This is a genomic window from Streptomyces curacoi, assembly GCF_001513975.1.
Classification (GTDB): Bacteria; Actinomycetota; Actinomycetes; order Streptomycetales; family Streptomycetaceae; genus Streptomyces; species Streptomyces curacoi.
On record NZ_KQ947986.1, the window covers coordinates 338,313 to 360,122 of the forward strand.

At 71.6% G+C, this 21,810-nt stretch carries 16 protein-coding genes and 2 pseudogenes; 6 read left to right on the forward strand and 12 right to left on the reverse strand.

Translation table 11 applies throughout. From position 1 onward, the window contains the following. Positions 1 to 29: 29 nt before the first annotated feature. On the forward strand, positions 30 to 602 hold the full coding sequence (locus AQI70_RS11275; RefSeq protein WP_062147075.1) for a putative glycolipid-binding domain-containing protein: 573 nt from the start codon (positions 30 to 32) through the stop codon (positions 600 to 602). Positions 603 to 694: 92 nt separating this feature from the next. Continuing rightward, the gene (locus tag AQI70_RS11280) at positions 695 to 1,894 is read left to right on the forward strand and encodes a serine hydrolase domain-containing protein (protein WP_062147077.1); all 1,200 of its coding nucleotides are present in this window, start codon (positions 695 to 697) and stop codon (positions 1,892 to 1,894) included. A 10-nt stretch (positions 1,895 to 1,904) separates the two neighbouring features. Here AQI70_RS11280 and AQI70_RS11285 read toward each other — a convergent pair whose 3' ends face one another. Both AQI70_RS11285 and AQI70_RS11290 read right to left on the reverse strand, forming a co-directional pair. Next, the gene (locus AQI70_RS11285) at positions 1,905 to 3,545 is read right to left on the reverse strand and encodes an ABC-F family ATP-binding cassette domain-containing protein (RefSeq protein WP_062147079.1); all 1,641 of its coding nucleotides are present in this window, start codon (positions 3,543 to 3,545) and stop codon (positions 1,905 to 1,907) included. Positions 3,546 to 3,590: 45 nt separating this feature from the next. After that, on the reverse strand, positions 3,591 to 4,613 hold the full coding sequence (locus tag AQI70_RS11290; RefSeq protein ID WP_062147081.1) for a hypothetical protein: 1,023 nt from the start codon (positions 4,611 to 4,613) through the stop codon (positions 3,591 to 3,593). A 66-nt stretch (positions 4,614 to 4,679) separates the two neighbouring features. Here AQI70_RS11290 and AQI70_RS11295 point away from each other — a divergent pair, with 66 nt between their 5' ends. Then, positions 4,680 to 5,639 (forward strand): FAD-dependent oxidoreductase, encoded by a 960-nt coding sequence (locus AQI70_RS11295; RefSeq protein ID WP_062147083.1) that lies wholly within the window; start codon positions 4,680 to 4,682, stop codon positions 5,637 to 5,639. A 4-nt stretch (positions 5,640 to 5,643) separates the two neighbouring features. Here the strand turns inward: AQI70_RS11295 and AQI70_RS11300 are convergent, their stop codons facing one another. Both AQI70_RS11300 and AQI70_RS11305 read right to left on the reverse strand, forming a co-directional pair. Beyond that, on the reverse strand, positions 5,644 to 6,915 hold the full coding sequence (locus AQI70_RS11300; RefSeq protein WP_062147084.1) for a M14 family metallopeptidase: 1,272 nt from the start codon (positions 6,913 to 6,915) through the stop codon (positions 5,644 to 5,646). After that, positions 6,912 to 8,867, reverse strand: coding sequence for a Xaa-Pro dipeptidyl-peptidase (locus AQI70_RS11305; RefSeq protein WP_062148278.1), 1,956 nt, complete (start codon positions 8,865 to 8,867; stop codon positions 6,912 to 6,914). The genes AQI70_RS11300 and AQI70_RS11305 overlap by 4 nt, the downstream gene beginning before the upstream one ends. Positions 8,868 to 9,075: 208 nt before the next feature. Here AQI70_RS11305 and AQI70_RS11310 point away from each other — a divergent pair, with 208 nt between their 5' ends. Further along, positions 9,076 to 10,617 carry a M1 family metallopeptidase gene (locus AQI70_RS11310; protein ID WP_062147087.1) on the forward strand — a complete coding sequence of 514 codons (1,542 nt, stop codon included), beginning with the start codon at positions 9,076 to 9,078 and terminating at the stop codon, positions 10,615 to 10,617. A gap of 4 nt (positions 10,618 to 10,621) precedes the next feature. On the opposite strand, the pseudogene AQI70_RS11315 reads toward AQI70_RS11310, so the two are convergent. From AQI70_RS11315 to AQI70_RS11320, 3 genes and pseudogenes are all read right to left on the reverse strand, one after another. Continuing rightward, positions 10,622 to 11,532 (reverse strand): annotated as a pseudogene (locus AQI70_RS11315) (PfkB family carbohydrate kinase). A gap of 107 nt (positions 11,533 to 11,639) precedes the next feature. Next, positions 11,640 to 11,741, reverse strand: a pseudogene (locus AQI70_RS38455) (Appr-1-p processing protein); the annotation flags it as partial. A 39-nt stretch (positions 11,742 to 11,780) separates the two neighbouring features. Next, on the reverse strand, positions 11,781 to 13,247 hold the full coding sequence (locus tag AQI70_RS11320; protein WP_062147089.1) for an amino acid permease: 1,467 nt from the start codon (positions 13,245 to 13,247) through the stop codon (positions 11,781 to 11,783). Between the two features lie 219 nt (positions 13,248 to 13,466). Here AQI70_RS11320 and AQI70_RS11325 point away from each other — a divergent pair, with 219 nt between their 5' ends. Continuing rightward, the gene (locus AQI70_RS11325) at positions 13,467 to 14,183 is read left to right on the forward strand and encodes a MerR family transcriptional regulator (RefSeq protein WP_062147091.1); all 717 of its coding nucleotides are present in this window, start codon (positions 13,467 to 13,469) and stop codon (positions 14,181 to 14,183) included. A gap of 61 nt (positions 14,184 to 14,244) precedes the next feature. On the opposite strand, the gene AQI70_RS11330 is transcribed toward AQI70_RS11325, so the two are convergent. The 5 genes from AQI70_RS11330 to AQI70_RS11350 form a co-directional block, all read right to left on the reverse strand. After that, positions 14,245 to 16,419: a 3-hydroxyacyl-CoA dehydrogenase NAD-binding domain-containing protein gene (locus AQI70_RS11330; RefSeq protein ID WP_062147093.1), complete on the reverse strand. Its 2,175-nt coding sequence runs from the start codon at positions 16,417 to 16,419 to the stop codon at positions 14,245 to 14,247. A 42-nt stretch (positions 16,420 to 16,461) separates the two neighbouring features. Next, complete coding sequence (locus tag AQI70_RS11335; RefSeq protein ID WP_062147095.1) at positions 16,462 to 17,676, reverse strand: acetyl-CoA C-acetyltransferase; 1,215 nt, start codon at positions 17,674 to 17,676, stop codon at positions 16,462 to 16,464. Between the two features lie 39 nt (positions 17,677 to 17,715). After that, positions 17,716 to 18,858 (reverse strand): acyl-CoA dehydrogenase family protein, encoded by a 1,143-nt coding sequence (locus AQI70_RS11340; protein ID WP_062147097.1) that lies wholly within the window; start codon positions 18,856 to 18,858, stop codon positions 17,716 to 17,718. After that, positions 18,855 to 19,985, reverse strand: coding sequence for a CaiB/BaiF CoA transferase family protein (locus AQI70_RS11345; protein WP_062147099.1), 1,131 nt, complete (start codon positions 19,983 to 19,985; stop codon positions 18,855 to 18,857). The genes AQI70_RS11340 and AQI70_RS11345 overlap by 4 nt, the downstream gene beginning before the upstream one ends. A gap of 156 nt (positions 19,986 to 20,141) precedes the next feature. Next, positions 20,142 to 20,522, reverse strand: coding sequence for an MmcQ/YjbR family DNA-binding protein (locus AQI70_RS11350; RefSeq protein WP_062147101.1), 381 nt, complete (start codon positions 20,520 to 20,522; stop codon positions 20,142 to 20,144). 90 nt (positions 20,523 to 20,612) lie between these two features. Between AQI70_RS11350 and AQI70_RS11355 the strand changes: the two genes are divergently transcribed. Beyond that, entirely contained in the window at positions 20,613 to 21,791 is a 1,179-nt protein-coding gene (locus AQI70_RS11355; RefSeq protein ID WP_062147103.1) for a saccharopine dehydrogenase family protein, read from the forward strand. Positions 21,792 to 21,810: the final 19 nt, after the last annotated feature.

Here is a 21,810-nt window from a genome sequence, read left to right on the forward strand (position 1 = left end):
CCGGGCCTGTTCGCCCGTAGGGTGACGCCATGCCGACGTCGCGCGTCATCACCTGGGAAGTGTCGGAGAGCCACGGCATCGAGACCGCCTGGATCGACCTCGGCGGCGGCTCGCTGCGGGCCCGCGGCCGGGCGGTCGGGACGAAGCCGGAGCCGTACTGGATCGCGTACGAACTCGACACGGCCGACGCCTTCGTGACGCGTCGGCTGCACGTCGGCGTCGAGTCCGCGGCCGGAGCTCGCACGCTCGACCTGCGCCATGACGGAGCGGGTCGCTGGACGGCGAACGGTGAGCGTCTGCCCGACATGGAGGGCGCCGTCGACTGCGACCTGGGCCTGTGCCCCCTCACCAACACGATGCCGGTGCTGCGTCACCGGCTCCATCTCGTGCCCGGCACACAGGAGTTGCTGATGGCCTGGGTGTCGGTCCCGGACCTGACCGTGCTGCCGTCGCGGCAGACCTACACACACCTGGGGCACGGGAGGATCCGCTTCGTCTCCGGCGACTTCCGCAGCGACCTCGGCTTCGACGAGGACGGCTTCGTCGTGGACTACCCGGGGCTGGCGACGCGACTCGGCCAGTCCGCAGGGCGCGGCTGTTGAGCCAGGTGCAGTAGCACGGGCGGCTGCGCCCTGGGGGGGCGGGCGAAGCTGGACGCCCAGTCCCCGTTCCCGCCGCCGCTCCGGGAGAGCCCATGCCGAAGCCCGCCCCGTCCAGCCCCTGCCGTCCCCCGCTCGGGCCCCGTCTGGGCGCTGCCCTGGCCGTCGCCGCCTGTCTGACGCTGCTGTCCCCGACCGCCGCCGACGCCGCCGCACCGCCCGGACCGCACCCCCACGCCGCGCTCCAGCAGCAGTTGGAGGAGCTGGTGCGCACGCCGGGCGGCCCGCCCGGTGTCATCGCCGTCCTCCGCGACGGCAGGGGCAGCCGGGTCGTCCGGGCCGGCGTGGCGGACCTGGCCACCGGCCGCAGGCCCGCCCCCGGCGACCACATGCGCATCGCCAGTGCGGCCAAGGCGTTCAGCGGCGCGGTGGCGCTGTCCCTCGTCGACCGCCGCTACCTGAGCCTCGACGACACCCTGGGCGAGCGGCTGCCGCGGCTGCCGCGGGCCTGGGGCGCCGTGACGCTGCGCCAGCTGCTCCACCACACCAGCGGCCTGCCCGACTTCTCGCGGTCTCCGCGGTTCATGCAGACCGTCATCGCCGACCCGCGCCATCGCTTCGACTCCCGCCGGCTGCTCGACTACGTCGCCGACCAGCCGCTGCGCTTCCGGCCCGGCACCCGGTACCAGTACTCCAACTCCGACAACATCGCGGTCGCCCTGATGGCGGAAGCGGCGACCGGCACGCGGTATGAGCGGCTGCTGGAGCAGCTGGTGTACCGGCCGCTGGGCCTGCGCGACACCAGCCTGCCCCAGGGCCACCGGATGCCGCGCCCCTACCTGCACGGCTACGACGTCAGCCCGCCCGCGCCGCCGGAGGACGTCAGCGAGGTGCTGAGCATGTCCGGAGTCTGGGCGTCGGGCGGCATCGTCTCCACCCCCCGCGACATGACCCGGTTCGTCCGTGGCTATGCCGGGGGCCGGCTGTACGGCCGCCACCTCGTGCGCGAGCAGAGGCGCTGGATCCCCGGGGCGGCGTCCGAGCCCGCCGGGCCGGGGCGCAACGCCGCGGGGCTCGCCCTCTTCCGGTACACGACCCGGTGCGGCGTGGTGCTGGGGCACACCGGCAACACCCTCGGCTACACGCAGCTCATCGCGGCCACGCCGGACGGGCGCCGGTCGCTGACCTTCTCCGCCACCACCCAGATCAACCAGGCCATGAAGCCGGCTCTACTGCAAAAACTCCGTGCCGTACAGGAGAACTTCGTCTGTGCGCTGTTGCGCCACAGGCGCTGACCCCGACGCCCTAGCGTTCCGTCACCTTGCCGTCGGCGACCTCCAGACGGCGGGTGACGTGCACCGCGTCGAGCATGCGCCGGTCGTGGGTGACCAGGAGCAGCGTGCCCTGGTACGAGTCCAGGGCCGACTCCAGTTGCTCGATGGCCGGCAGGTCGAGGTGGTTGGTGGGCTCGTCCAGGACCAGGAGGTTGACGCCTCTGCCCTGGAGGAGGGCGAGGGCCGCCCGGGTCCGTTCGCCCGGGGAGAGGCTCGCCGCCGAGCGCAGGACGTGGTCCGTCTTGAGGCCGAACTTGGCCAGGAGCGTGCGCACTTCGACCGGTTCGGTGTCCGGGACCGCGGCGCGGAAGGCGTCCAGCAGGGACTCCTCGCCGTGGAACAGCTTGCGGGCCTGGTCGACCTCGCCGATCAGGACGCCCGAGCCGAGCGTCGACTGTCCCGCGGTCAGCGGGACGCGGCCCAGCAGGGCGCCCAGCAGGGTGGACTTGCCCGCGCCGTTGGCGCCCGTGACCGCCACCCGGTCCGCCCAGTCGATCTGGAGGGAGACCGGGCCGAGGCTGAAGCCGTCGCGTCGTACCTCGGCGTCCCGCAGGGTGGCGACCACCGCGCCCGAGCGCGGGGCCGAAGCGATCTCCATGCGCAGTTCCCACTCCTTGCGCGGCTCCTCGACGACCTCCAGGCGCTCGATCATGCGCTGGGTCTGGCGGGCCTTCGCGGCCTGCTTCTCGCTGGCCTCGCTGCGGAACTTGCGGCCGATCTTGTCGTTGTCGTTGCCCGCCTTGCGCCGGGCGTTCTTGACGCCCTTGTCCATCCAGGAGCGCTGCATCTGCGCCCGGTCCTGGAGGGCGGTCTTCTTGTCGGCGTACTCCTCGAAGTCGTCCCGGGCATGCCGGCGGGCGACCTCGCGCTCCTCCAGGTAGGCCTCGTAGCCGCCGCCGTAGAGGTTGATCTGCCCCTGGGCCAGATCGAGTTCGAGGACCTTGGTGACCGTGCGGGCGAGGAACTCGCGGTCGTGGCTGACGACCACCGTGCCGGCGCGCAGGCCGGTGACGAAGCGTTCGAGGCGTTCCAGGCCGTCGAGGTCCAGGTCGTTCGTCGGCTCGTCGAGCAGGAAGACGTCGTAGCGCGACAGCAGCAGCGAGGCGAGTCCGGCTCGCGCCGCCTGGCCGCCCGACAGGGAGGTCATCGGCTGGTCCAGGTCCACCGCCAGGCCCAGTGCGTCGGCGACCTCCTCCGCCCGCTCGTCGAGGTCGGCGCCGCCCAGCCCCAGCCAGCGCTCCAGGCTCGTGGCGTACGCGTCGTCCGCGCCGGGTGCCCCGTCGACGAGGGCCTGCGTCGCCTCGTCCATCGCCCGCTGGGCCTCGGTGACTCCGGTACGGCGGGCCAGGAACTGCCGTACGGTCTCGCCGGGGCGCCGCTCCGGCTCCTGCGGGAGGTGTCCGACGGTCGCGGTCGGCGGGGAGAGCCGCAACTCGCCCTCGTCCGGTGCGGTCAGCCCGGCGAGCAGGCGGAGCAGCGTGGACTTGCCCGCGCCGTTGGCCCCGACCAGGCCGATCACATCTCCGGGCGCGACGACGAGGTCGAGCCCGCTGAACAGGGAACGGTCGCCGTGACCGGCGGCGAGGTTCTTGGCGACGAGGGTGGCAGTCACAGACCGCGATCCTAGTGGCCGCGCCGGGCCGCGGGCACCTCGGTTTCAGCGTGCCATCGCCTCCACCAGCACGCTCCCCGAGGTCCGCGCCACCAAGAACGCCTCCCCCTTCACCGCCTTCGCGTCCAGCGCGATGCGGTGCCGGCCCGGCTCCAGGACGCCGTCGAAGACCTCGTGGGTGTGGGTGCGGTAGAGGCGGTCGATGCGGTACGCGGTGAGGCGGACCCGGCAGGGCGAGGTGACCTCGACGCCCGCCTCGCCGTCGGCGGCCACCAGGCGGGTCAGCCGGCGCCGCTCCACCGGGCTGCGGTCCAGGGCGTGCTCGATCTGCGCGACCAGCAGCGGCACGATCGGGGCGAGGCCGTCGACGTACGCCACGTCGACTCCGGCGTCCGCGAAGGCACGGCGTACGGCGGCGCGCCGCTCCTCGCGGATCGCGCGGCCGAAGGCGACGGCGCCGTAGGCGCGCAGTTCGTCGGCGGGGACACCGCCCACGTCGTCGGTGATGTCGGCACCGATGCCGATGGTGCGCAGCGCGGCGGCGAGCTTGGCGAGGAGGGCGACGCGGGCCCCGATGAGGAGCACCCGGCGGCGTGGCGCCTCGGAGTCGCGGTCGAGCAGGGAGCCGAGCGCCGCGCGGTAGTCGGCGCCGCGGAAGCGGAAGGGCCCGATGCCGTGGTAGCCGTTGAGCTCCAGGTCGGCGTGCTCGTCGGTCTGCCAGGCGAAGTCCCGCCAGATGTAGTCGTCGCCCTCCTTGTCGATGACCGCGGTGACGGCGCCGCAGGCGAGATCCTCGCACTCGGGGCAGCCGTAGATGACGTACCGGCTGCCCGGCAGCGGGGCCTCCGCCTCCAGGAGCAGGCTGCGGACCTGGGCGGTGAAGATGGCGGGCGGGACGTCGGAGGCGAGCGGGGAAACGGCGTCGAGGTCGGAGAGCTGGAACAGCAGCGGGCGTCCGTCGACGATGAAGTCGACGAAGTCCCGGTGCACCTGGTAGTCACCGTTGGCGAGGACGCCACCGGCACGCATCGCCGGTGCCAGGCCGAAGGTCGCGTACGCGGCAGACATGCTGTGAGTATTCCCGGCATGGGACCGATATGAGCGCGGCATGACATATTCCGCTAACGTCCCGACATGGGAAACGAACAGTCGGGCGACGTCATCGTGGTCGGCGGCGGGGTCATCGGACTCACGACGGCCCTGGTTCTCGCCGAGCGCGGGGCACGCGTGCGGGTATGGACCAGGGACCCCGTGGAGCGGACCACCTCGGCGGTTGCCGGTGCGTTGTGGTGGCCGTACCGGATCGAGCCGGTCGCGCTCGCGCGGACCTGGGCGCTGCGCTCCCTGGACGTGTACGAGGAACTGGCCGCGCAGAGCGAGCTGACGGGCGTACGCCTGGTCGAAGGGGTACTGGGCGAGGCGACCCTGGACGAGGCCGACGGGTGGGCCACCGCCCGGCTGCCCGGCTTGCGTCCCACGACGGCCGAGGAGTACGGCGGTTCGGGGCTGTGGGCCCGGTTGCCGGTGATCGACATGACGGCGTTTCTGCCGTGGCTGAGGGAGCGGCTCCTGAAGGCGGGCGGCGTGATCGAGACACGGACGGTGTCGTCCTTCACGGAGGTCGGGGCGCCGGTCGTGGTCAACTGCACGGGCCTGGGCGCCCGCGAGCTGGTGCCGGACCCGTCCGTGCGTCCGGTGCGCGGGCAGCTGGTCGTCGTCGAGAACCCCGGCATCCGCACCTGGCTGACCTCGACGGACGACGACGGGGAGATGGCGTACTTCTTCCCTCAGCCGGGGCGGCTGCTGCTGGGCGGCACCGCGGTGGTGGACGAGTGGTCGCTGGAGCCGGATCCGGCGGTGGCGGAGGCGATCGTACGGCGGTGTGCGGCGCTGCGGCCGGAAATCGCGGGGGCGCGGGTGCTGGGGCACCGGGTGGGGCTGCGGCCGGTGCGCGACGCGGTCCGGCTGGAACGTGAACTCCTGCCCGGTGGCCGGACGTTGGTGCACAACTACGGCCACGGCGGCGCGGGCATCACCGTGGCCTGGGGCTGCGCGGAGGAGGCGGCCGGGCTGGCCGCCTCCTCCACAGCCTGAACTCTCAGCAGGCGGTGTCGGGTTCGCCCGCCGTGATGTGGTACGGCGCGCGCTCGTCGAGGAGCAACGGGACGAGGGCGCGCAGGGACTGACGCAGTGGCACGTAAGCGCCCGATGCGGTGGCCTTCGACTTCACTCCGTGGAGGGCGAGTTCGTCCTTCACCCCCGTGTACTGGTCGGCGGTGAGCCGGTAGCCGCAGGGCGGGTCCTGGATCACCTCGGCGGGTTCGGGCGGGTCGTTGTCGGCGCCGCCGAGGTAGACGGGCCCGGTGTCGGCATAGCCGGCGAGGCGGGCGGCGCCGGTCGCCGCCTCGACCTGTCCGCGGCGGGCGTCGGTGAAGCCGAACAGGCCCTTCAGCGCGGCGAGTTGGGAGCTCACCCGGCGCCGGTTGTTCAGGGCCTCGTCCGCCTTCTCCGCATCGGTGAGCGGGTCGACGCGGCTCTCGATGAGCAGGCCCACCGAGTGCTTGATGCCGGACATGTTCCGCAGGATGCGCTCCTGGCCGTCGCCGGCGACCTGCCGGATCGGCTCACCGGTCTCGGGGTCGGTCCAGATGCCGTACGTGCCGGTCGAGTAGCCGGCGCCGGTCGCGGCGGGACGTACGTACGACTCGGACAGGGCCTGCGCCTCGTCGTGGACGTGCGCGTCGGTGTTGAGGTTGCGCGGCCACAGGTCGAACAGGTCCTTGTCGTAGTACGGGGGTGTGGCGCCGTACTCGTGCAGGTCGTAGACGACATCGGGGCGTTGGTCGCGGATGACCGCGGCCAGCGCCCGGCCCTCGGCGGTCCGGAGCGCGATGTGGTCGCGGTTGATGTCCACGCCGTCGCTGTTGCCGCGGGTGTCGGCGGCCCGGCCGTCCGGGTTGGCGGTGGGCACGACCAGCAGGGTGGTGCGCTCCAGGAAGCGCCGGGTCTGCCGGTCGTTCGCGTAGGCCAGGTCACGGATGGTGGACAGGCAGGCCTCACGGCCGGAGGGTTCGTCGCCGTGCTGGGTGCAGACGAGCAGCACCTTGTTCGGGGCGGGGAGGGTGCCGATCCGTACGAGCTGGAGCGGGCGGCCCTGCTTCGTCGTCCCGATGCGCGAGACGGAGACCCGCTCGCTCGCCCTGTCGACGGCCGACAGAAGTGCCTGCTCCTCGGGCTGGCTGGTCCAGCGCGCGCCGTCGGACTCCTCGAAGCCGGTGCGGGGCGGGGAGTCGGCGGCGTGGGCGGGGACGGCCACCAGGGACGCGGCGAGGGCCGCCGCGGTCAGGGTGAGGGCTCGGATACGGGTCACTGGCCTCCCTCCGGGATGCGGTGGACGGTGCGCGGCGCCCGCACGCCGTCGAGGGGCGTGGCCTCGGGGGTGGCGGCCGGCGAGCCGGCGGTGGCGCGTGCGAAGGCGTGGGCGCCGCCGACCAGCGGGACGCGGGCCTTGGTGCGGGACAGGTCGAGCGTCAGCGTGGGGGTGGTGGACGGGGGGTCGATGAGGTCCTTGTCGGTGCCCGCGACGATCAGGGCGAGGCGGTGGCCGGCCGGGACCACGTGGTCGGTGGCCGCCAGGTCGAGGGTGATCGTGTGCGGCCTACCCGGGGTGAGGGGTACGCCCTTCAGGTCGGAGGCGTGATTACCCAGGTCGGCCCAGCCGCGGCTGACGATCGTGTAGTCGACGTCGGCGGTCTTGGCCTTCGTCTCCTTGAAGCAGGCGCTGTCGCCGGTGGTGCTCACGCCCCAGCAGGTGCGGTCGGTGAGCGTGGTGATGCCCTCGCCGCTCGTGGCGTAGTCGCGGATGGTGTCGGGGCCGAGGTCCACGAGGACGGCGGAGAGGTGGGCCGTCGAGGTGGTCGGGGTCGCGGTGACGGTGACCTTCGAGGAGCCGGACAGGCGCAGGTCGCGGGTGAGCGGCCCGGTCACGAAGCCCGCCTTGTCCGGGGTGGGCGTGTCGGTGTGGGCGGCCCAGTCGGTCTCGCTGCGCTGCGGGTCGTCGGTGAAGGTCTCGGTGCCCTTGCCCTTGCCCAGGCCGAGGGTGCCGACACCCGCCTGGGTGCCCTTGGCGGGGCGCAGGGTGGTGGTGTCGGTGCCGCGCGGCGGCCAGACCTTGGAGGTGACCCACTGGTCGGGGTGGCGCTCGATATCGGCCATCGGCTCACGGTCGATGCCGTTGTCGTAGCCGAGGAGTTCGTGGTCGAACCAGCGGTGCAGGGTGTCGACCCACTGCGCGCGGCGGAAGTCGAACGGGTCGACGTGGCCGGTCTGGGAGAGCCAGATCTTGCGCTCGACGCCGTTCTTCGCCAGCGCGTCCCACCACTGACCGACGTGCTTCATACGGACGTTGAGGTCCTGCATGCCGTGGATCAGGAAGACGCTGGCCCGGACCTTGCTCGCGTCCTTCACGTAGTCGCGCTCGGTCCACAGGGGCGTCCAGTCGCCGCTGCGCGGGGCCCCGTCGACGAGCATCTGCTGGACGGCGCCGCACTTGGCGCGGGCGTCGGGGCTGTCGACGTAGTCGGACAGCCAGTCGGGGCCGGAGTCGTACAGGGGGGCGCCCTGCTGGAAGTAGTAGTCGTACCAGGAGGAGATGGCGCTGATCGGCACGATGGTCTTCAGGCCCTCGACGCCGGTGGCGGCGACGCCGTTGGCTATGGTGCCGTCCCAGCTCTTGCCGATCATGCCGGTGCGCCCGTTGGTCCACGTGGCCTTGGCCTTGGTGGTGCCGGTGCGGGTCGTGTACGCCTTCGCGCGGCCGTTCAGCCAGTCGACGACGGCCTTCGCGGAGAGGATGTCGGAGCGTCCGCCGACGTCCACGCAGCCGTCGGAGCGGTTGGTGCCGGCGAGGTCGACGCCGACGAAGGCGTAGCCGCGGGGCACGAAGTAGTTGTCGTAGAACAGTGGCATCTGGACGACGTCGCCGTCCGCGTCGTACGTCTTCTTCTGGCTCTCGTTGCCGCGCCCGCAGCAGGAGTAATACGGGCTGGCGTCCATGATGACGGGTATCTTGCGGCCCTGCTGGGCCGTTTCGCGGGGCCGGACGATGTCGACGGCGACTCGGTCGGTCTTTCCGTCGCGGTCGTGGTCGAGTCCGGTGTCCACCCATACGGCCTCGCGGATGGCGTTCTCGTACGAGTGGACGGGGCTGCTCTCCCGCGGGGCGGCGGTGGCCGTCGCGGGTGCCAGGGACGTGGCCATCAGGGCGGCCGTGGCCGCCGTCGCGAGCGGTCTCCAGATCGTGAAACGCGTGCGTATCGGCATGCGCGGACGGTACATCGGGCAACTCCCGCGCAGAAGAGGGCGGCTGATGGCGTATGAGGTCCCGTGTGGCCGATAAACGCCCCTGGGGCGGGTCCGCTCATGTCGGCCGAATGGCGTTCGTGTGACCGGGGTGGTCATGGACACAACGGGGCCACAGATGGTGAATAGGCTCCGGACAGACTTCGGTCCCCTACGACTTGGAGCTTTCGTGCACCGCAGAATCATGGCGCCGGGCGCACTCGCGGCTGCCTCTTTGATGCTGGTGATCCCGGCCTCGGCCGCGAGCCACTCCCCCGGCGCTCCGGGCATCGGCGACCCCTATTACCCGGCCTACGGCAACGGCGGATACGACGTCTCCCACTACGACCTCCGGCTGAAGTACCAGCCGGCCACGGACGAGCTGGAGGGTACGGCGACCCTGCTGGCCAGGACCACACAGGACCTGTCCCGCTTCAATCTGGACTTCCTGCTGGACGTCAGCGAGGTCCGGGTCAACGGCGCGAAGGCGTCGTTCGCGACCTCGGGCGAGCACGAGCTGGAGATCACGCCGAAGAACCCGCTGGCCAAGGGCACGGCCGTCACGGTGGTCGTGCGCTACCGGGGTGTGCCGTCGTCGAAGGAGGCGTACGGGTTCAACGCGTGGCTGCGCACGGCGGACGGCGGGGTCGCCGCGGGTGAGCCCGAGGGAGCCTGGTGGTGGTTCCCGAGCAATGACCACCCGCTCGACAAGGCGACCTTCGACGTGTCGGTGCAGGTGCCGAACGGCACCCAGTTCATCTCCAACGGAACGCTGCAGTCGACGAGTTCGCGGGCCGGCTGGACCCGCTACAACTGGCGCTCCAACAAGCCGCAGACCACCTACCTCGCCACGTTCGCGGCGGGCAGGTTCGACGTCACCACGGGGACGTCCGAGGGTGGTATTCCGGTCATCAACGCCTACAGCAAGGACCTCGGCGACAACTACGGTGCCGCGCGGGCGAGCATCGAGCGGAGCGGGGAGATCGCCGACTGGCTGAGCGAGTACTTCGGCCCCTATCCGTACAACTCGGTCGGCGGGTACGTGCCGAACACCCCGTCCGTCGGGTACGCCCTGGAGACGCAGACCCGGCCGTTCTACAGCCCGCGAGGGTTCTCGAACGGGACGAACACGTCTGTCGTCGTGCATGAGCTGGCCCACCAGTGGTACGGCGACGACGTGTCGGTCGAGCACTGGAAGGACATCTGGATCAACGAGGGCTTCGCCCGCTACGCGCAGTGGCTGTGGTCGGAGCACGAGGGCGAGGGCACGGCGCAGGAGATCGCCGACTACGTGTACGCCTCGCGTGCGGCCGACGATCCGTTCTGGACGGTCCGGCCCGGTAACCCGGGGCCGGAGAACCAGTTCCACATCGCGGTCTACGACCGGGGCGCGCTGGCCCTGCAGGCGTTGCGCAACGAGATCGGGGACAAGGCGTTCTTCGAGATCCTCAAGGGCTGGCCGCAGAAGCACGCGTACGGCAACGCGTCGGTGGCCGACTTCCGGCGGTACGCCGAGGAGGTGTCCGGGCAGCCGCTGGCGGCGCTGTTCGACACCTGGCTGTTCCAGCCGTCGAAGCCGGCCGCTGCCGTGGCGCGCGGCGCGTCCATCGCCAGGTCGGCCACGGCCCCGGCGCAGCCCAGGTCCTGGAAGAAGATCGCGGCGACGAACGGCGTGCACGACCACGGGCGCGAGCACGCGGACGGACACGCCGAGCACGAGCACGAGCGGTGACGTCCTAGGCGGCCTCGAACCAGGCGACGCGATCGAGAAGTTCGTCCCGGCCCATCGCGTCCGTCTGCGTCGACGGCACCACGCAGGCGTGGGCGCCGGCCACCGCGCCGTACAGGGCACATCGGTGCGGTGGCTCGCCGGACAGCATGCCGTGGAGGAAGGCGGCCGCGAAGGCGTCGCCGGCGCCGTTGGAGTCGACCACCGGCGCCGGTGGGGGCACCGCGGGAACGTGCGTGATCTCTCCGGCGGTCAGGAGGTGGGGCCCTCGGCTCCGGCGGTGGCGACGACCACCTCGGCCCTGCCCCGCTCGGCGATACGGCGCATGGTGCGCGCCGGGTCGGTCAGGGCGGCCGCGGAGAGGAACACCACGTCGGCCGCGTACGCGAACGGCTCGTGGTACGGGTTCTCCCCGTCCCAGTTGTGCAGGTCGGTCGAGAGCGTGACGCCGGCCTCGCGGAGGACGGGCAGGGCGTGGGCGCAAGGGTGGGTGATCGACACATGCGCGTGACGGCTCGCCCCGGCGAGGGTGCGCAGAGTGTCCTCGGGGAAGCGGTCGTCCGCGTGTGCCCTGCTGGTGTCGTACAGGGACAGCCGCCGTCCGTCCGGCCCCACCAGGTTGACCGCGCGCTTGGTGCCGGCAGGCTGCGGGATCGCGGTCAGGGCGATGCCGCGCTCGCGGTGCAGGGCGCGGACCAGGTCGCCCTCGGGGTCGTCACCGAGGAAGTCGACATGGTGGACGCGCAGGCCGAGGCTGCACAGACCGACGGCCACGAAGTCCCCTGTCTGACCGGCGCGGGTGCGGACCCCACTGTCGATCATGTAGCTGTCGGCGTACGGGAGCGGCAGCTCGGGGACGTACACGATGGTGTCGACCCCGGCGCCGCCCAGCACGAGCACGTCGATGTCGTAGCTCAATTCCGGCCCTCCCCGCGGTCGTGGACGGTGACGGCGATCTCACCCGGCGGAGCGGCACGCGGGGGAACGGTGGGGCGTGTGCGGGTCGCAGGTGGCCGGTCGCGCAGTTCCCCGCGCCCCTTCGGGGCGCGGCAGACATGGGCGATCATCTTGACGCCCGTCACCGACGGAACGGTGGCGTCACCCCGGATGCAAGTGATCTCCGACATGACGCCACCGTAGAGGCCGCCACTGACAGCGGCCGCTGACTACTTCGTGAGCTCGCTCAGCTCCCGGTCCTCCTGGCGCGCCACCCGGCGCCGGATCGCGAACCAGCCGCCGACCAGCATCGCCGCGATCACCGGGATGAGGAGGAGGGTCTTGCGGCCCACCTCGGGGTCGTTCCACATCAGGCCGAGCACGGCGAGGAGGAAGGCGATCGTCACGATCTCCGTGACCGGGCTGCCGGGGAGGCGGAAGCTCGGCCGGGTGACCAGGCCCGCCTTGGCGCGGCGGACGAAGATGAAGTGGCAGATCATGATGATCACCCAGGTGCTGATGATGCCGAGGGAGGCGACGTTCAGCACGATCTCGAAGGCCTGGCTGGGCATGAGGTAGTTCAGGCCGACACCGAGGACGCAGACCGCGCAGGTGAGCAGGATGCCGCCGTAGGGCACCTGGCTGCGGTTCATGCGGGCGGTGAACTTCGGGGCCGAGCCCGCCATGGCCATGGAGCGCAGGATGCGGCCGGTGGAGTACAGGCCCGAGTTCAGGGACGACATCGCGGCGGTGAGGACCACCAGGTTCATCACATCGCCCGCGCCCTCGACGCCGATCTTCGACAGGACCGTCACGAACGGGCTCTCGTCGGCCGAGTAGACCGAGCCGGGCAGCAGGAGGGCGAGGAGCACGACGGAGCCGACGTAGAAGAGGCCGACGCGCCACATGATCGAGTTCACCGCGCGCGGGACGACCTTCTCCGGCTCGGCGGTCTCGCCCGCGGCCACACCGACCAGCTCCAGGGCGGCGTACGCGAAGATCACGCCCTGCATGACCAGGACGACGGGCATCAGGCCGTGCGGGAAGACGCCGCCGTTGTCGGTGATCACGTCCAGGCCGGGGGTCTGGCCGCCGACCTTGTGCTGGGTGGCGAGCAGGAAGATGCCGACGAACATGAAGGCGACCAGCGTGGCGACCTTGATGATCGCGAACCAGAACTCCATCTCGCCGAAGATCTTCACCGAGATCAGGTTCACCGCCAGGACCACCGCGAGGGCGGCCAGGGCGAGCACCCACTGCGGGATGTCGGTGAACATGCTCCAGTAGTGCGTGTAGAGCGCGATCGCGGTGATGTCGGCGATGCCGGTCGTCGACCAGTTCAGGAAGTACATCCAGCCGGCGACGTAGGCGCCCTTCTCGCCGAGGAACTCGCGCGCGTACGACACGAAGGAGCCGGACGAGGGGCGGTAGAGCACGAGCTCACCGAGGGCCCTCACCACGAAGAAGGCGAAGATGCCGCAGACCAGGTAGGCGATGGCCAGGGCCGGGCCCGCGTTGTGGAGGCGACCGCCGGCGCCGAGGAAGAGGCCGGTGCCGATGGCCCCGCCGATGGCGATCATGTTGACGTGGCGGGCCTTGAGGTCCTTGCTGTAACCGGCGTCGCCCGCGTCCGCGGGCATCTGGGCCGCGTCGGTACGGGGTGCGGCCACTGCCGTGTTCACGGCGTCCTTGCTCACGGGGGTACCACTCTCTGGTGCGCCCGAGCGGGTCTCGCTCGGGTGGGCCGGACGTACGTATGGTCTGCGCCTCTGTAAAGGCACAGACCAGGGGGCCACCTTCCCCCAAGCCGGCCGGATCACGCGGTGGCGGATGTCACAGAGCGTTGCTTCTCACACGGCCTTCGGGTGGGTCGCCGGAGGTGTCACAGCACTGGTGAGACAGCGATACTGCTGCACATGACGACCGACGCCGGGGCACCTGTCCTCACGATCGACGAGCTGGCCGCGCGGGCGGGGGTGACGGTCCGGACGGTGCGGTTCTACGGCACCAAGGGGCTGCTGCCGCCGCCGGTGATCGGTCCGCGCAGGGTGGGGCACTACGGGCGCGAGCACCTGGCGCGGCTGGCGCTGATCGAGGAGCTCCAGCAGCAGGGCATGACGCTGGCGGCCATCGAGCGGTACCTCCAGCAGCTGCCGCCGGACCTGGACGCCCATGACCTCGCCATCCACCGGGCCGTGGTGGCCTCCTGGGCGCCGGACGCGGTGGAGACGGTGCCGAGGACGGAGCTGGAGCGGCGGGCCGGGCGGGCGCTCGGCGACGACGACGTGGAGCGGCTGGCCGCGATGGGTGTCGTCGAGGCCGCCGAGGGCGGCTACCGGGTCGATCTCGGACTGCTGCGGCTGGGGGCCGGGCTGCTGGACGTACCGCTGTCGCAGGAGGCGATCCTCGCGGCGCGCAACGTCCTCATCGAGCACTCGCGGGCCGCCGCGCACGAGCTGTCGCAGCTGTTCCGCGGTGAGGTGTCGGAGCGGGCGGAGCGCGACGTGAAGTCGGTGAAGTCGCTCTCCGCCCATATGCAGCCCTTGGTGGTCCAGGCCCTGTTGACGACCTTCCAGCGATCGCTCAGGGAGGAGCTGCGGGGGTGGCTGGGCGGGGTGCAGAAGGACGGGTAGGGGCGGCGGGGGCGCCGCGTCCGTCAGCGGCTTCGCCGCCGGCCTCCCCCGCCGCTCGCCGTCACGCGTCCTGGAACCGCTCCCCCTTCTCCGCCTTCTCCACGAGCAGCGCCGGCGGCGTGAACCGGTCCCCGTACCGCTCCGCCAGCTCACGCGCGCGTGCCACGAAGCCGGGGAGGCCACCCTCGTATCCGTTGATGTACTGCAGGACGCCGCCCGTCCAGCCGGGGAACCCGATGCCGAAGACGGAACCGATGTTGGCGTCGGCGACCGACGTCAGCACGCCCTCCTCCAGGAGCCTGACCGTGTCCAGGGCCTCGGAGAACAGCATGCGTTCCTGCATGTCCCGGAAGGGGATCTGCGCGCCGTCACGGGTGAAGTGCTCGCGCAGGCCCGGCCAGAGCGCCGCCCGCTTGCCGTCCGCGTCGTAGTCGTAAAAGCCGGCCCCGCCGCTGCGACCGGTCCGGCCGAACTCGTCGACCATGCGGTCGATGACCGCCTCGGCCGGGTGGGGCGTCCAGGTGCCGCCCGCCTCCTCCACGGCCCGCTTGGTCTCGTTGCGGATCTTGCGGGGCAGGGTGAGCGTCAGTTCGTCCATCAGGGAGAGGACCTTGGCGGGGTAGCCCGCCTGGGCCGCCGCCTGTTCGACCGAGGCGGGCTCGATGCCCTCGCCGACCATCGCCACGCCCTCGTTGATGAAGTGGCCGATGACCCGGGAGGTGAAGAAGCCGCGGGAGTCGTTCACGACGATCGGCGTCTTGTTGATCTGCCGGACCAGGTCGAAGGCGCGGGCCAGCGCCTCCTCCCCGGTCCGCTCGCCCTTGATGATCTCGACGAGCGGCATCTTGTCGACCGGGGAGAAGAAGTGCAGGCCGATGAAGTCGACGGGCCGGTCCACGCCCTCCGCCAGCATGGTGATCGGCAGCGTGGAGGTGTTGGAGCACAGCAGCGCGTCCGGTTCGACGATGTGCTGGATCTCCTGGAAGACCTTGTGCTTGAGCTCCGGGTTCTCGAAGACGGCCTCGATCACCGCGTCGCAGCCGGCCAGGTCCTGCGGATCCGCCGTCGGCGTGATGCGGGCCAGCAGCGCGTCGGCCTTCTCCTGCGTCGTACGGCCCCGGGAGACCGCCTTCGTGCACAGCTTCTCCGAGTAGCCCTTGCCCTTGAGCGCGGCTTCCAGGGAGACGTCCTTCAGGACGACCTCGATGCCCGCGCGGGCGCACGAGTAGGCGATGCCCGCACCCATCATCCCGGCACCCAGGACGGCGACCTTGCGGACGGTGCGCGGCTCGATGCCCTTGGGGCGGTTGGCGCCGGAGTTGACGGCCTGGAGGTCGAAGAAGAACGCCTGGATCATGTTCTTGGACGTCTGACCCGCCGCCAGCTCCACGAAGTAGCGGGCCTCGATGACCTGGGCCGTCTCGAAGTCGACCTGGGCGCCCTCGACGGCGGCCGCGAGGATGTTGCGCGGGGCCGGGTAGGGGGCGCCGTTCGTCTGCTTGCGCAGGGTGGCCGGGAATGCGGGCAGGTTCGCCGCGAACTTCGGGTTGGCGGGTGTGCCGCCGGGGATCTTGTAGCCCGGCCGGTCCCAGGGCTGCTGCGATTCGGGGTGGGCCTCGATGAAGGCGCGGGCCTTGGCGAGCAGTTCCTCCTGGGTGGCGGCCACGTCGTCGACGAGGCCGTTCTGCAGGGCGCGCTGCGGGTTGTACTGAGTGCCCTGGAGGAGGACCTTCAGCAGGGCGTCGGCGATGCCCAGGAGGCGGACGGTGCGTACGACGCCGCCTCCGCCCGGCAGCAGGCCGAGGGTGACCTCGGGGCAGCCGATCTTGGAGCCGGGTGCGTCGAGGGCGATGCGGTGGTGGCAGGCGAGCGCGATCTCGTAACCGCCGCCGAGGGCCGCGCCGTTCATCGCGGCGACGACCGGCTTGCCGAGGGTCTCGATGCGCCGCAGGTGGCGCTTGATCTCCATGCCGCCGTCGAACAGCTCCTGGGCGGTCTCGGGGGTGACGCGGATCAGGTCGCGCAGGTCGCCGCCGGCGAAGAAGGTCTTCTTGGCGGAGGTGATGATGACCCCGCGGATGGTGTCCTTCTCGGCCTCCAGACGGTCCGTGACCACGGCGAGCGAGTCGCGGAAGGCCTGGTTCATGGTGTTCGCGGACTGGTTCGGGTCGTCGAGGACGAGGGTGACGACGCCGGTGCGGTCCTGTTCCCAGCGGATGGTGGTGCTCTGTGTCATGACAGGGTCTCCGTAGCAGTCTCTTGGTTCCGCCGGGGTCGGTCAGACGCGCTCGACGATCGTCGCGATGCCCATGCCGCCGCCCACGCACAGCGTGGCGAGGCCGTACCGCTTGTCCTGGCGCTCCAGTTCGTCGACGAGCGAGCCGAGGATCATCGCGCCGGTCGCGCCGAGCGGGTGGCCCAGGGCGATCGCGCCGCCGTTGACGTTGACCTTGTCCAGGGACAGGCCCATGTCCCTGACGAAGCGCAGGACGACCGCCGCGAACGCCTCGTTGATCTCGACGAGGTCGATGTCGTCGATGGTCAGCCCGGCCTTGGCGAGCGCCTTGCGGGTGGCGGGCGCGGGGCCGGTGAGCATGATGGTGGGCTCCGAGCCGGACACGGCGGCGGAGACGATCCGCGCGCGGGGCGTGAGGCCGTAGCGCTCGCCGACCTCCTTGGAGCCGATGGCGACGAGGGAGGCGCCGTCGACGATGCCGGAGGAGTTGCCCGCGTGGTGGACGTGGTCGATCTTCTCGACCCAGTGGTACTTCTGCAGCGCCACCGCGTCGAAGCCGCCCAGGTCGCCGATGTCCGCGAAGGACGGCTTCAGCTTGGCGAGCGAGTCGGCGGTCGTGCCGGGGCGCATGTGCTCGTCGTGGTCCAGGACGACCAGGCCGCTGCGGTCCTTCACCGGGACGACGGAGCGGTCGAAGCGGCCCTCCTTCCAGGCCGTGGCCGCCCGCTCCTGCGAGAGGGCCGCGTACTCGTCGACGTCCCGGCGGGAGAAGCCCTCGATGGTGGCGATCAGGTCGGCGCCGATGCCCTGGGGCACGAAGTTGACGGCGAGGTTGGTCATCGGGTCGTTGAACCAGGCGCCGCCGTCCGAGGCCATCGGCACCCGGGACATCGACTCGACGCCGCCCGCGAGGACCAGGTCCTCCCAGCCGGAGCGCACCTTGGCGGCGGCCAGGTTGACCGCCTCCAGGCCCGAGGCACAGAAGCGGTTCTCCTGCACGCCCGCCACCGTGTCCGGCAGCCCCGCGGCGATGGCGGCGATGCGGGCGATGTCGGAGCCCTGGTCCCCGACCGGGCCGACGACGCCCAGCACGATGTCGTCGACGGCGGCCGGGTCCAGGCCGGGGAAACGGGCGCGGATCTCGTGGATGAGGCCGACGACCAGGTCGATGGGCTTGGTGCCGTGCAGGGCGCCGTTCGCCTTGCCGCGGCCGCGCGGGGTGCGGATCGCGTCGTACACGTACGCTTCGGTGCTCACGGTGAGGCCTTTCGATGAGGGTGGGCCGAGCAAGGGACGTCAGCTCAGCAGGGAACGGCCGATGATCTCCTTCATGATCTCGGTGGTCCCCCCGTAGATGGTCTGGATGCGGCCGTCGGTGAAGGCCCGGGCGACCGGGAATTCGCTCATGTAGCCGTACCCCCCGTGCAGTTGGAGGCAGCGGTCGGCGACCCGCTTCTGCAGTTCGGTCGCCCACCACTTGGCCATGGAGGCGTGCACGGCGTCGAGCTCGCGGCGGTCGTGGTCCGCTATGCAGCGGTCGAGGAAGGTGCGGGTGACGGCGCACTCCGTGGCCATCTCGGCGATCTCGAACCGGATGTGCTGCTTCGTCGCCAGTGGCCGGCCGAAGGCCTCGCGCTCCTTGACGTACTCGGTGGTGATCTCCAGCAGGTGCTCGGCCGCCGCGATCGCGGAGACGGCGATGCTCAGGCGCTCCTGTGCGAGGTTCGTCATCAGATGGACGAAGGCGCCGTCGAGCTCGCCGAGGAGGTTCTCCTTGGGCACCCGGACGTCGTGGAAGAACAGCTCGGCCGTGTCCTGTGCCTTCTGGCCGATCTTGTCGAGGTTGCGGCCGCGTTCGAAGCCGTCCATGCCGCGCTCGACGACGAGCAGCGACAGTCCGTGCGCGCCGCCCTCGGGGGTGGTCTTCGCGACGACGATCACGAGGTCGGCGAGGATGCCGTTGGAGATGAACGTCTTGGAGCCGTTCAGCACCCAGTGGTCGCCGCGGTCCTCGGCGTGGGTGCGGATGCCCTGGAGGTCGGAGCCGGCGCCGGGCTCGGTCATGGCGATGGCCGTGATCAGCGTGCCGTCGCAGAAGCCGGGGAGCCAGCGCCGCTTCTGCTCCTCGGTGGCCAGGCCGGTCAGATAGGGGCCGATGATGTCGTTGTGCAGGCCCAGGGCGAGGCCGGGGGTGCCCGCGCGGGTGAACTCCTCGGCGAGGACCGCGCTGTAGCGGAAGTCGGGGGTGCCGCCGCCTCCGTACTCCTCGGGCACGGCGAACCCGAGCAGGCCCTGCTTTCCGGCCGCGCGCCAGGCGTCACGGGAGACGATGCCGTCCCGCTCCCACTGCTCGTAGTGCGGCAGCACCTCCCTGGCCAGGAAGCTGCGCACGGTCGCGCGGAACGCGTCGTGCTCGGGGGCGAAGATCTGCCGCTTCATTCGAGGCCTTTCATCAGCTCGGGTACGCCCCAGTCCCGGGCCACCTCCGCCGTGTCGGCGCCCGGCTGCGCGGGCCCGGTGCGTACGGCGGTGGGGGTGGCGGAGAAGCGGGGCGCCGGGGCGGGCTGGGTGATGCCGCCGTGGTCGGTGAAGGTGCCGCGGGCGGCGAGGTGCGGGTGGTGCGGGGCCTCGCGCAGGGACAGCACGGGGGCCACACAGGCGTCGGAGCCCTCGAAGACGGCCGTCCACTCCTGCCGCGTACGGGACTTGAAGCGGGCCGCGACCGCCGCGCGCAGCTCGCCCCAGCGCGACCAGTCCTTGCGGGCGGACGCGTGCTCCTCGATGCCGAGCAGCCGCAGGAACTCGGCGTAGAACTGGGGCTCCAGGGCGCCGACCGCCATGTACTTCCCGTCGGCCGTCTCATACGTGCCGTAGTACGGGCAGCCGCCGTCCAGGAGGTTGGCACCGCGCCGGTCCTGCCAGCCGCCGGCGGCGAGCATGCCGTGGATCATCGCGGCCAGGTGGGAGGTGCCGTCCACGATGGCGGCGTCGACGACCTGGCCGGCGCCGGTCGCGCGCGCGTGGTGGAGGGCGGCGAGGACGCCGACGACGAGGTAGAGGGAGCCGCCCGCGTAGTCGCCGACCAGGTTGGCGGGGACGGCCGGTGGCTCGTCGGGGCTGCCGATCATGCCGAGGGTGCCGGTGAGGGCGATGTACGCGATGTCGTGGCCGGCGCGGTGGGCGAGCGGGCCCTCCTGGCCCCAGCCGGTCATGCGGCCGTAGACGAGCCGGGGGTTGCGGGCGTGGCAGGCCTCGGGGCCGACGCCGAGCCGCTCGGCGACGCCGGGGCGGTAGCCCTCGACGAGGATGTCGGCGCGGGCGGCGAGGTCGAGGACGCGGGCGGGGCCGTCGGGCGATTTGAGGTCGACGATCACCGAGCGCTTGTTGCGGTTGGTGATGTCGTACTCGGTGTCGATGGCCAGTCCGGTGCCGCCGGGCCGGTCCACACGGACGACGTCGGCGCCCAGGTCGGCGAGGAGCATGGCGGCGAACGGGCCGGGCCCGATGCCGGCCAGCTCGACCACGCGGACGCCGGTGAGCGGGCCCTGTCCTGGCGTCGTTGCCATCCAGCCCCCAGGGATAGGACACGAGAGATCGCGAACATACGTGTGACACCACTGCTGTAACACCAGTGATGTTAAGAACATGGCCCGGCGGGCACAAGAGCAAGCGCTTAGGAAGTTACCCGGCGGAAGCCCGACTGCGAACCGGCTCCGCCGGTGTCAGCGTCCGTCCAGCTCCGCTATCAGCCGTTTCGGCGCGATCACGCGGTAGCTCTCCTCCACCCAGTCGCACAGCAGCTCCGCCGCCGGAGCGCCCTTCTCCGCCAGCGGAATGCTCACCCAGCCGGACTTGCCCAGGCCGTATCCGGCGGGTTCGGCGCCCGGGCAGGTCAGGGCGTGGGCGTGGGCCGACTCGTCCTTCAGCTTGACCGTGATGCCCAGCGGATAGCTGCCGTCGTCGGTGCCGAGGAAGACGAACACCTTCTTGTTGACCTTCGCGACCGTCTCGCCCCAGGGGAACTCCTCGGCGGCGCCCGGCAGCCCGAGGGCGAACTCGCGCACTTTCTCCCATTTTCTGAGGGCGTTCCTGGGCACGGCCACCGCATACCTCCGGGCTCGTCGTCGGGCTCCGCACCCCTCACGCTAGCCTCGGCCACCGACAACGGCGCGTGCTGCGGAGCAAGGGGTGTCATGAGCAGGCTGGACAGGACGGACCGTCCCTACGACATCGTGCTCTTCGGAGCCACCGGCTTCGTCGGGACACTCACCGCGCAGTACCTCGCGGCACACGCGCCCGAGGGTCTGCGCTGGGCGATCGCCGGCCGCGACGGGAAGAAGCTGGAGCTGCTGCGCGAAGCTCTGCCGGGCGGCGCGGAGGTGGGGCTGCTGGAGGCGGACGTGTCCGATCCGGCCTCGCTGCGGCGGCTCGCCGAGCACGCGCGCGTGGTGGCGACTACGGTCGGACCCTATGTGACGTACGGCGAGGAACTCGTCGCGGCCTGCGCGGACACCGGCGCCGACTGTCTCGACCTCACCGGTGAGCCGGAGTTCGTGGACCGGGTGTACGTCCGCTACGACGCACGCGCGCGTGAGACCGGCTCACGGCTGGTCCACGCCTGTGGTTTCGACTCCGTGCCGCACGATCTGGGCGTGTACTTCACCGTCCAGCAGCTGCCGGCGGGGGTGCCGCTGACGGTGGACGGGTTCGTGACCGTCGACGCGGCCTTCTCGGGCGGTACGTTCGCTTCGGCGCTCACCCAGTTCTCGCGCGGCCGGCAGATGTGGGCCGCCGCCCGGGACCGCGCCCGGCACGAGCCGCGGCTGGTGGGGCGCCGGGCCCAGGCCCCGACGGGTGCGCCCCGGTTCGCCAAGGAGGTCGGCGCCTGGGCGCTGCCGCTGCCGACGATCGACCCGCAGATCGTCCGGCGGTCGGCGAAGGCCCTGGAGCGCTACGGCCCGGACTTCCGTTACCGCCACTACGCCGCCGTACGGCATCTGCCCGTCGCCGTCGGCGGGGTCGCGGCCCTCGGCGCGCTCGCCACGGCCGCCCAACTGCCGCCCGCGCGGCGCTGGTTGTCGGAGCGGCTGAAGCCCGGGGACGGGCCGAGCCCGCAGAAGCGTGCGAAGAGCTGGTTCTCGGTCCGGTTCGTCGGCGAGGGCGGCGGCCGACGGGTGTTCACCGAGGTGGCGGGCGGCGACCCCGGGTACGACGAGACGGCGAAGATGTTCGCCGAGTCGGCGCTGTCCCTGGCCTTCGACGACCTGCCGCCCACGGCCGGGCAGGTCACGACGGCGGTCGCGATGGGGGACGCGCTGATCGAGCGGCTGCGCCGGGCGGGGATCACCTTCCGGGTCGCCGCGACCCGGTGACCCGATGTCGCCGCCACCC

Excerpts from the sequence above, each read along its gene's own strand:
- AQI70_RS11275 (WP_062147075.1), top strand. The coding sequence starts at position 30 with ATGCCGACGTCGCGCGTCATCACCTGGGAAGTGTCGGAGAGCCACGGC.
- AQI70_RS11280 (WP_062147077.1), top strand. The coding sequence starts at position 695 with ATGCCGAAGCCCGCCCCGTCCAGCCCCTGCCGTCCCCCGCTCGGGCCC.
- AQI70_RS11290 (WP_062147081.1), bottom strand. The coding sequence starts at position 4,613 with ATGTCTGCCGCGTACGCGACCTTCGGCCTGGCACCGGCGATGCGTGCC.
- AQI70_RS11295 (WP_062147083.1), top strand. The coding sequence starts at position 4,680 with ATGGGAAACGAACAGTCGGGCGACGTCATCGTGGTCGGCGGCGGGGTC.
- AQI70_RS11305 (WP_062148278.1), bottom strand. The coding sequence starts at position 8,867 with ATGCCGATACGCACGCGTTTCACGATCTGGAGACCGCTCGCGACGGCG.
- AQI70_RS11325 (WP_062147091.1), top strand. The coding sequence starts at position 13,467 with ATGACGACCGACGCCGGGGCACCTGTCCTCACGATCGACGAGCTGGCC.
- AQI70_RS11330 (WP_062147093.1), bottom strand. The coding sequence starts at position 16,419 with ATGACACAGAGCACCACCATCCGCTGGGAACAGGACCGCACCGGCGTC.
- AQI70_RS11340 (WP_062147097.1), bottom strand. The coding sequence starts at position 18,858 with ATGAAGCGGCAGATCTTCGCCCCCGAGCACGACGCGTTCCGCGCGACC.
- AQI70_RS11345 (WP_062147099.1), bottom strand. The coding sequence starts at position 19,985 with ATGGCAACGACGCCAGGACAGGGCCCGCTCACCGGCGTCCGCGTGGTC.
- AQI70_RS11355 (WP_062147103.1), top strand. The coding sequence starts at position 20,613 with ATGAGCAGGCTGGACAGGACGGACCGTCCCTACGACATCGTGCTCTTC.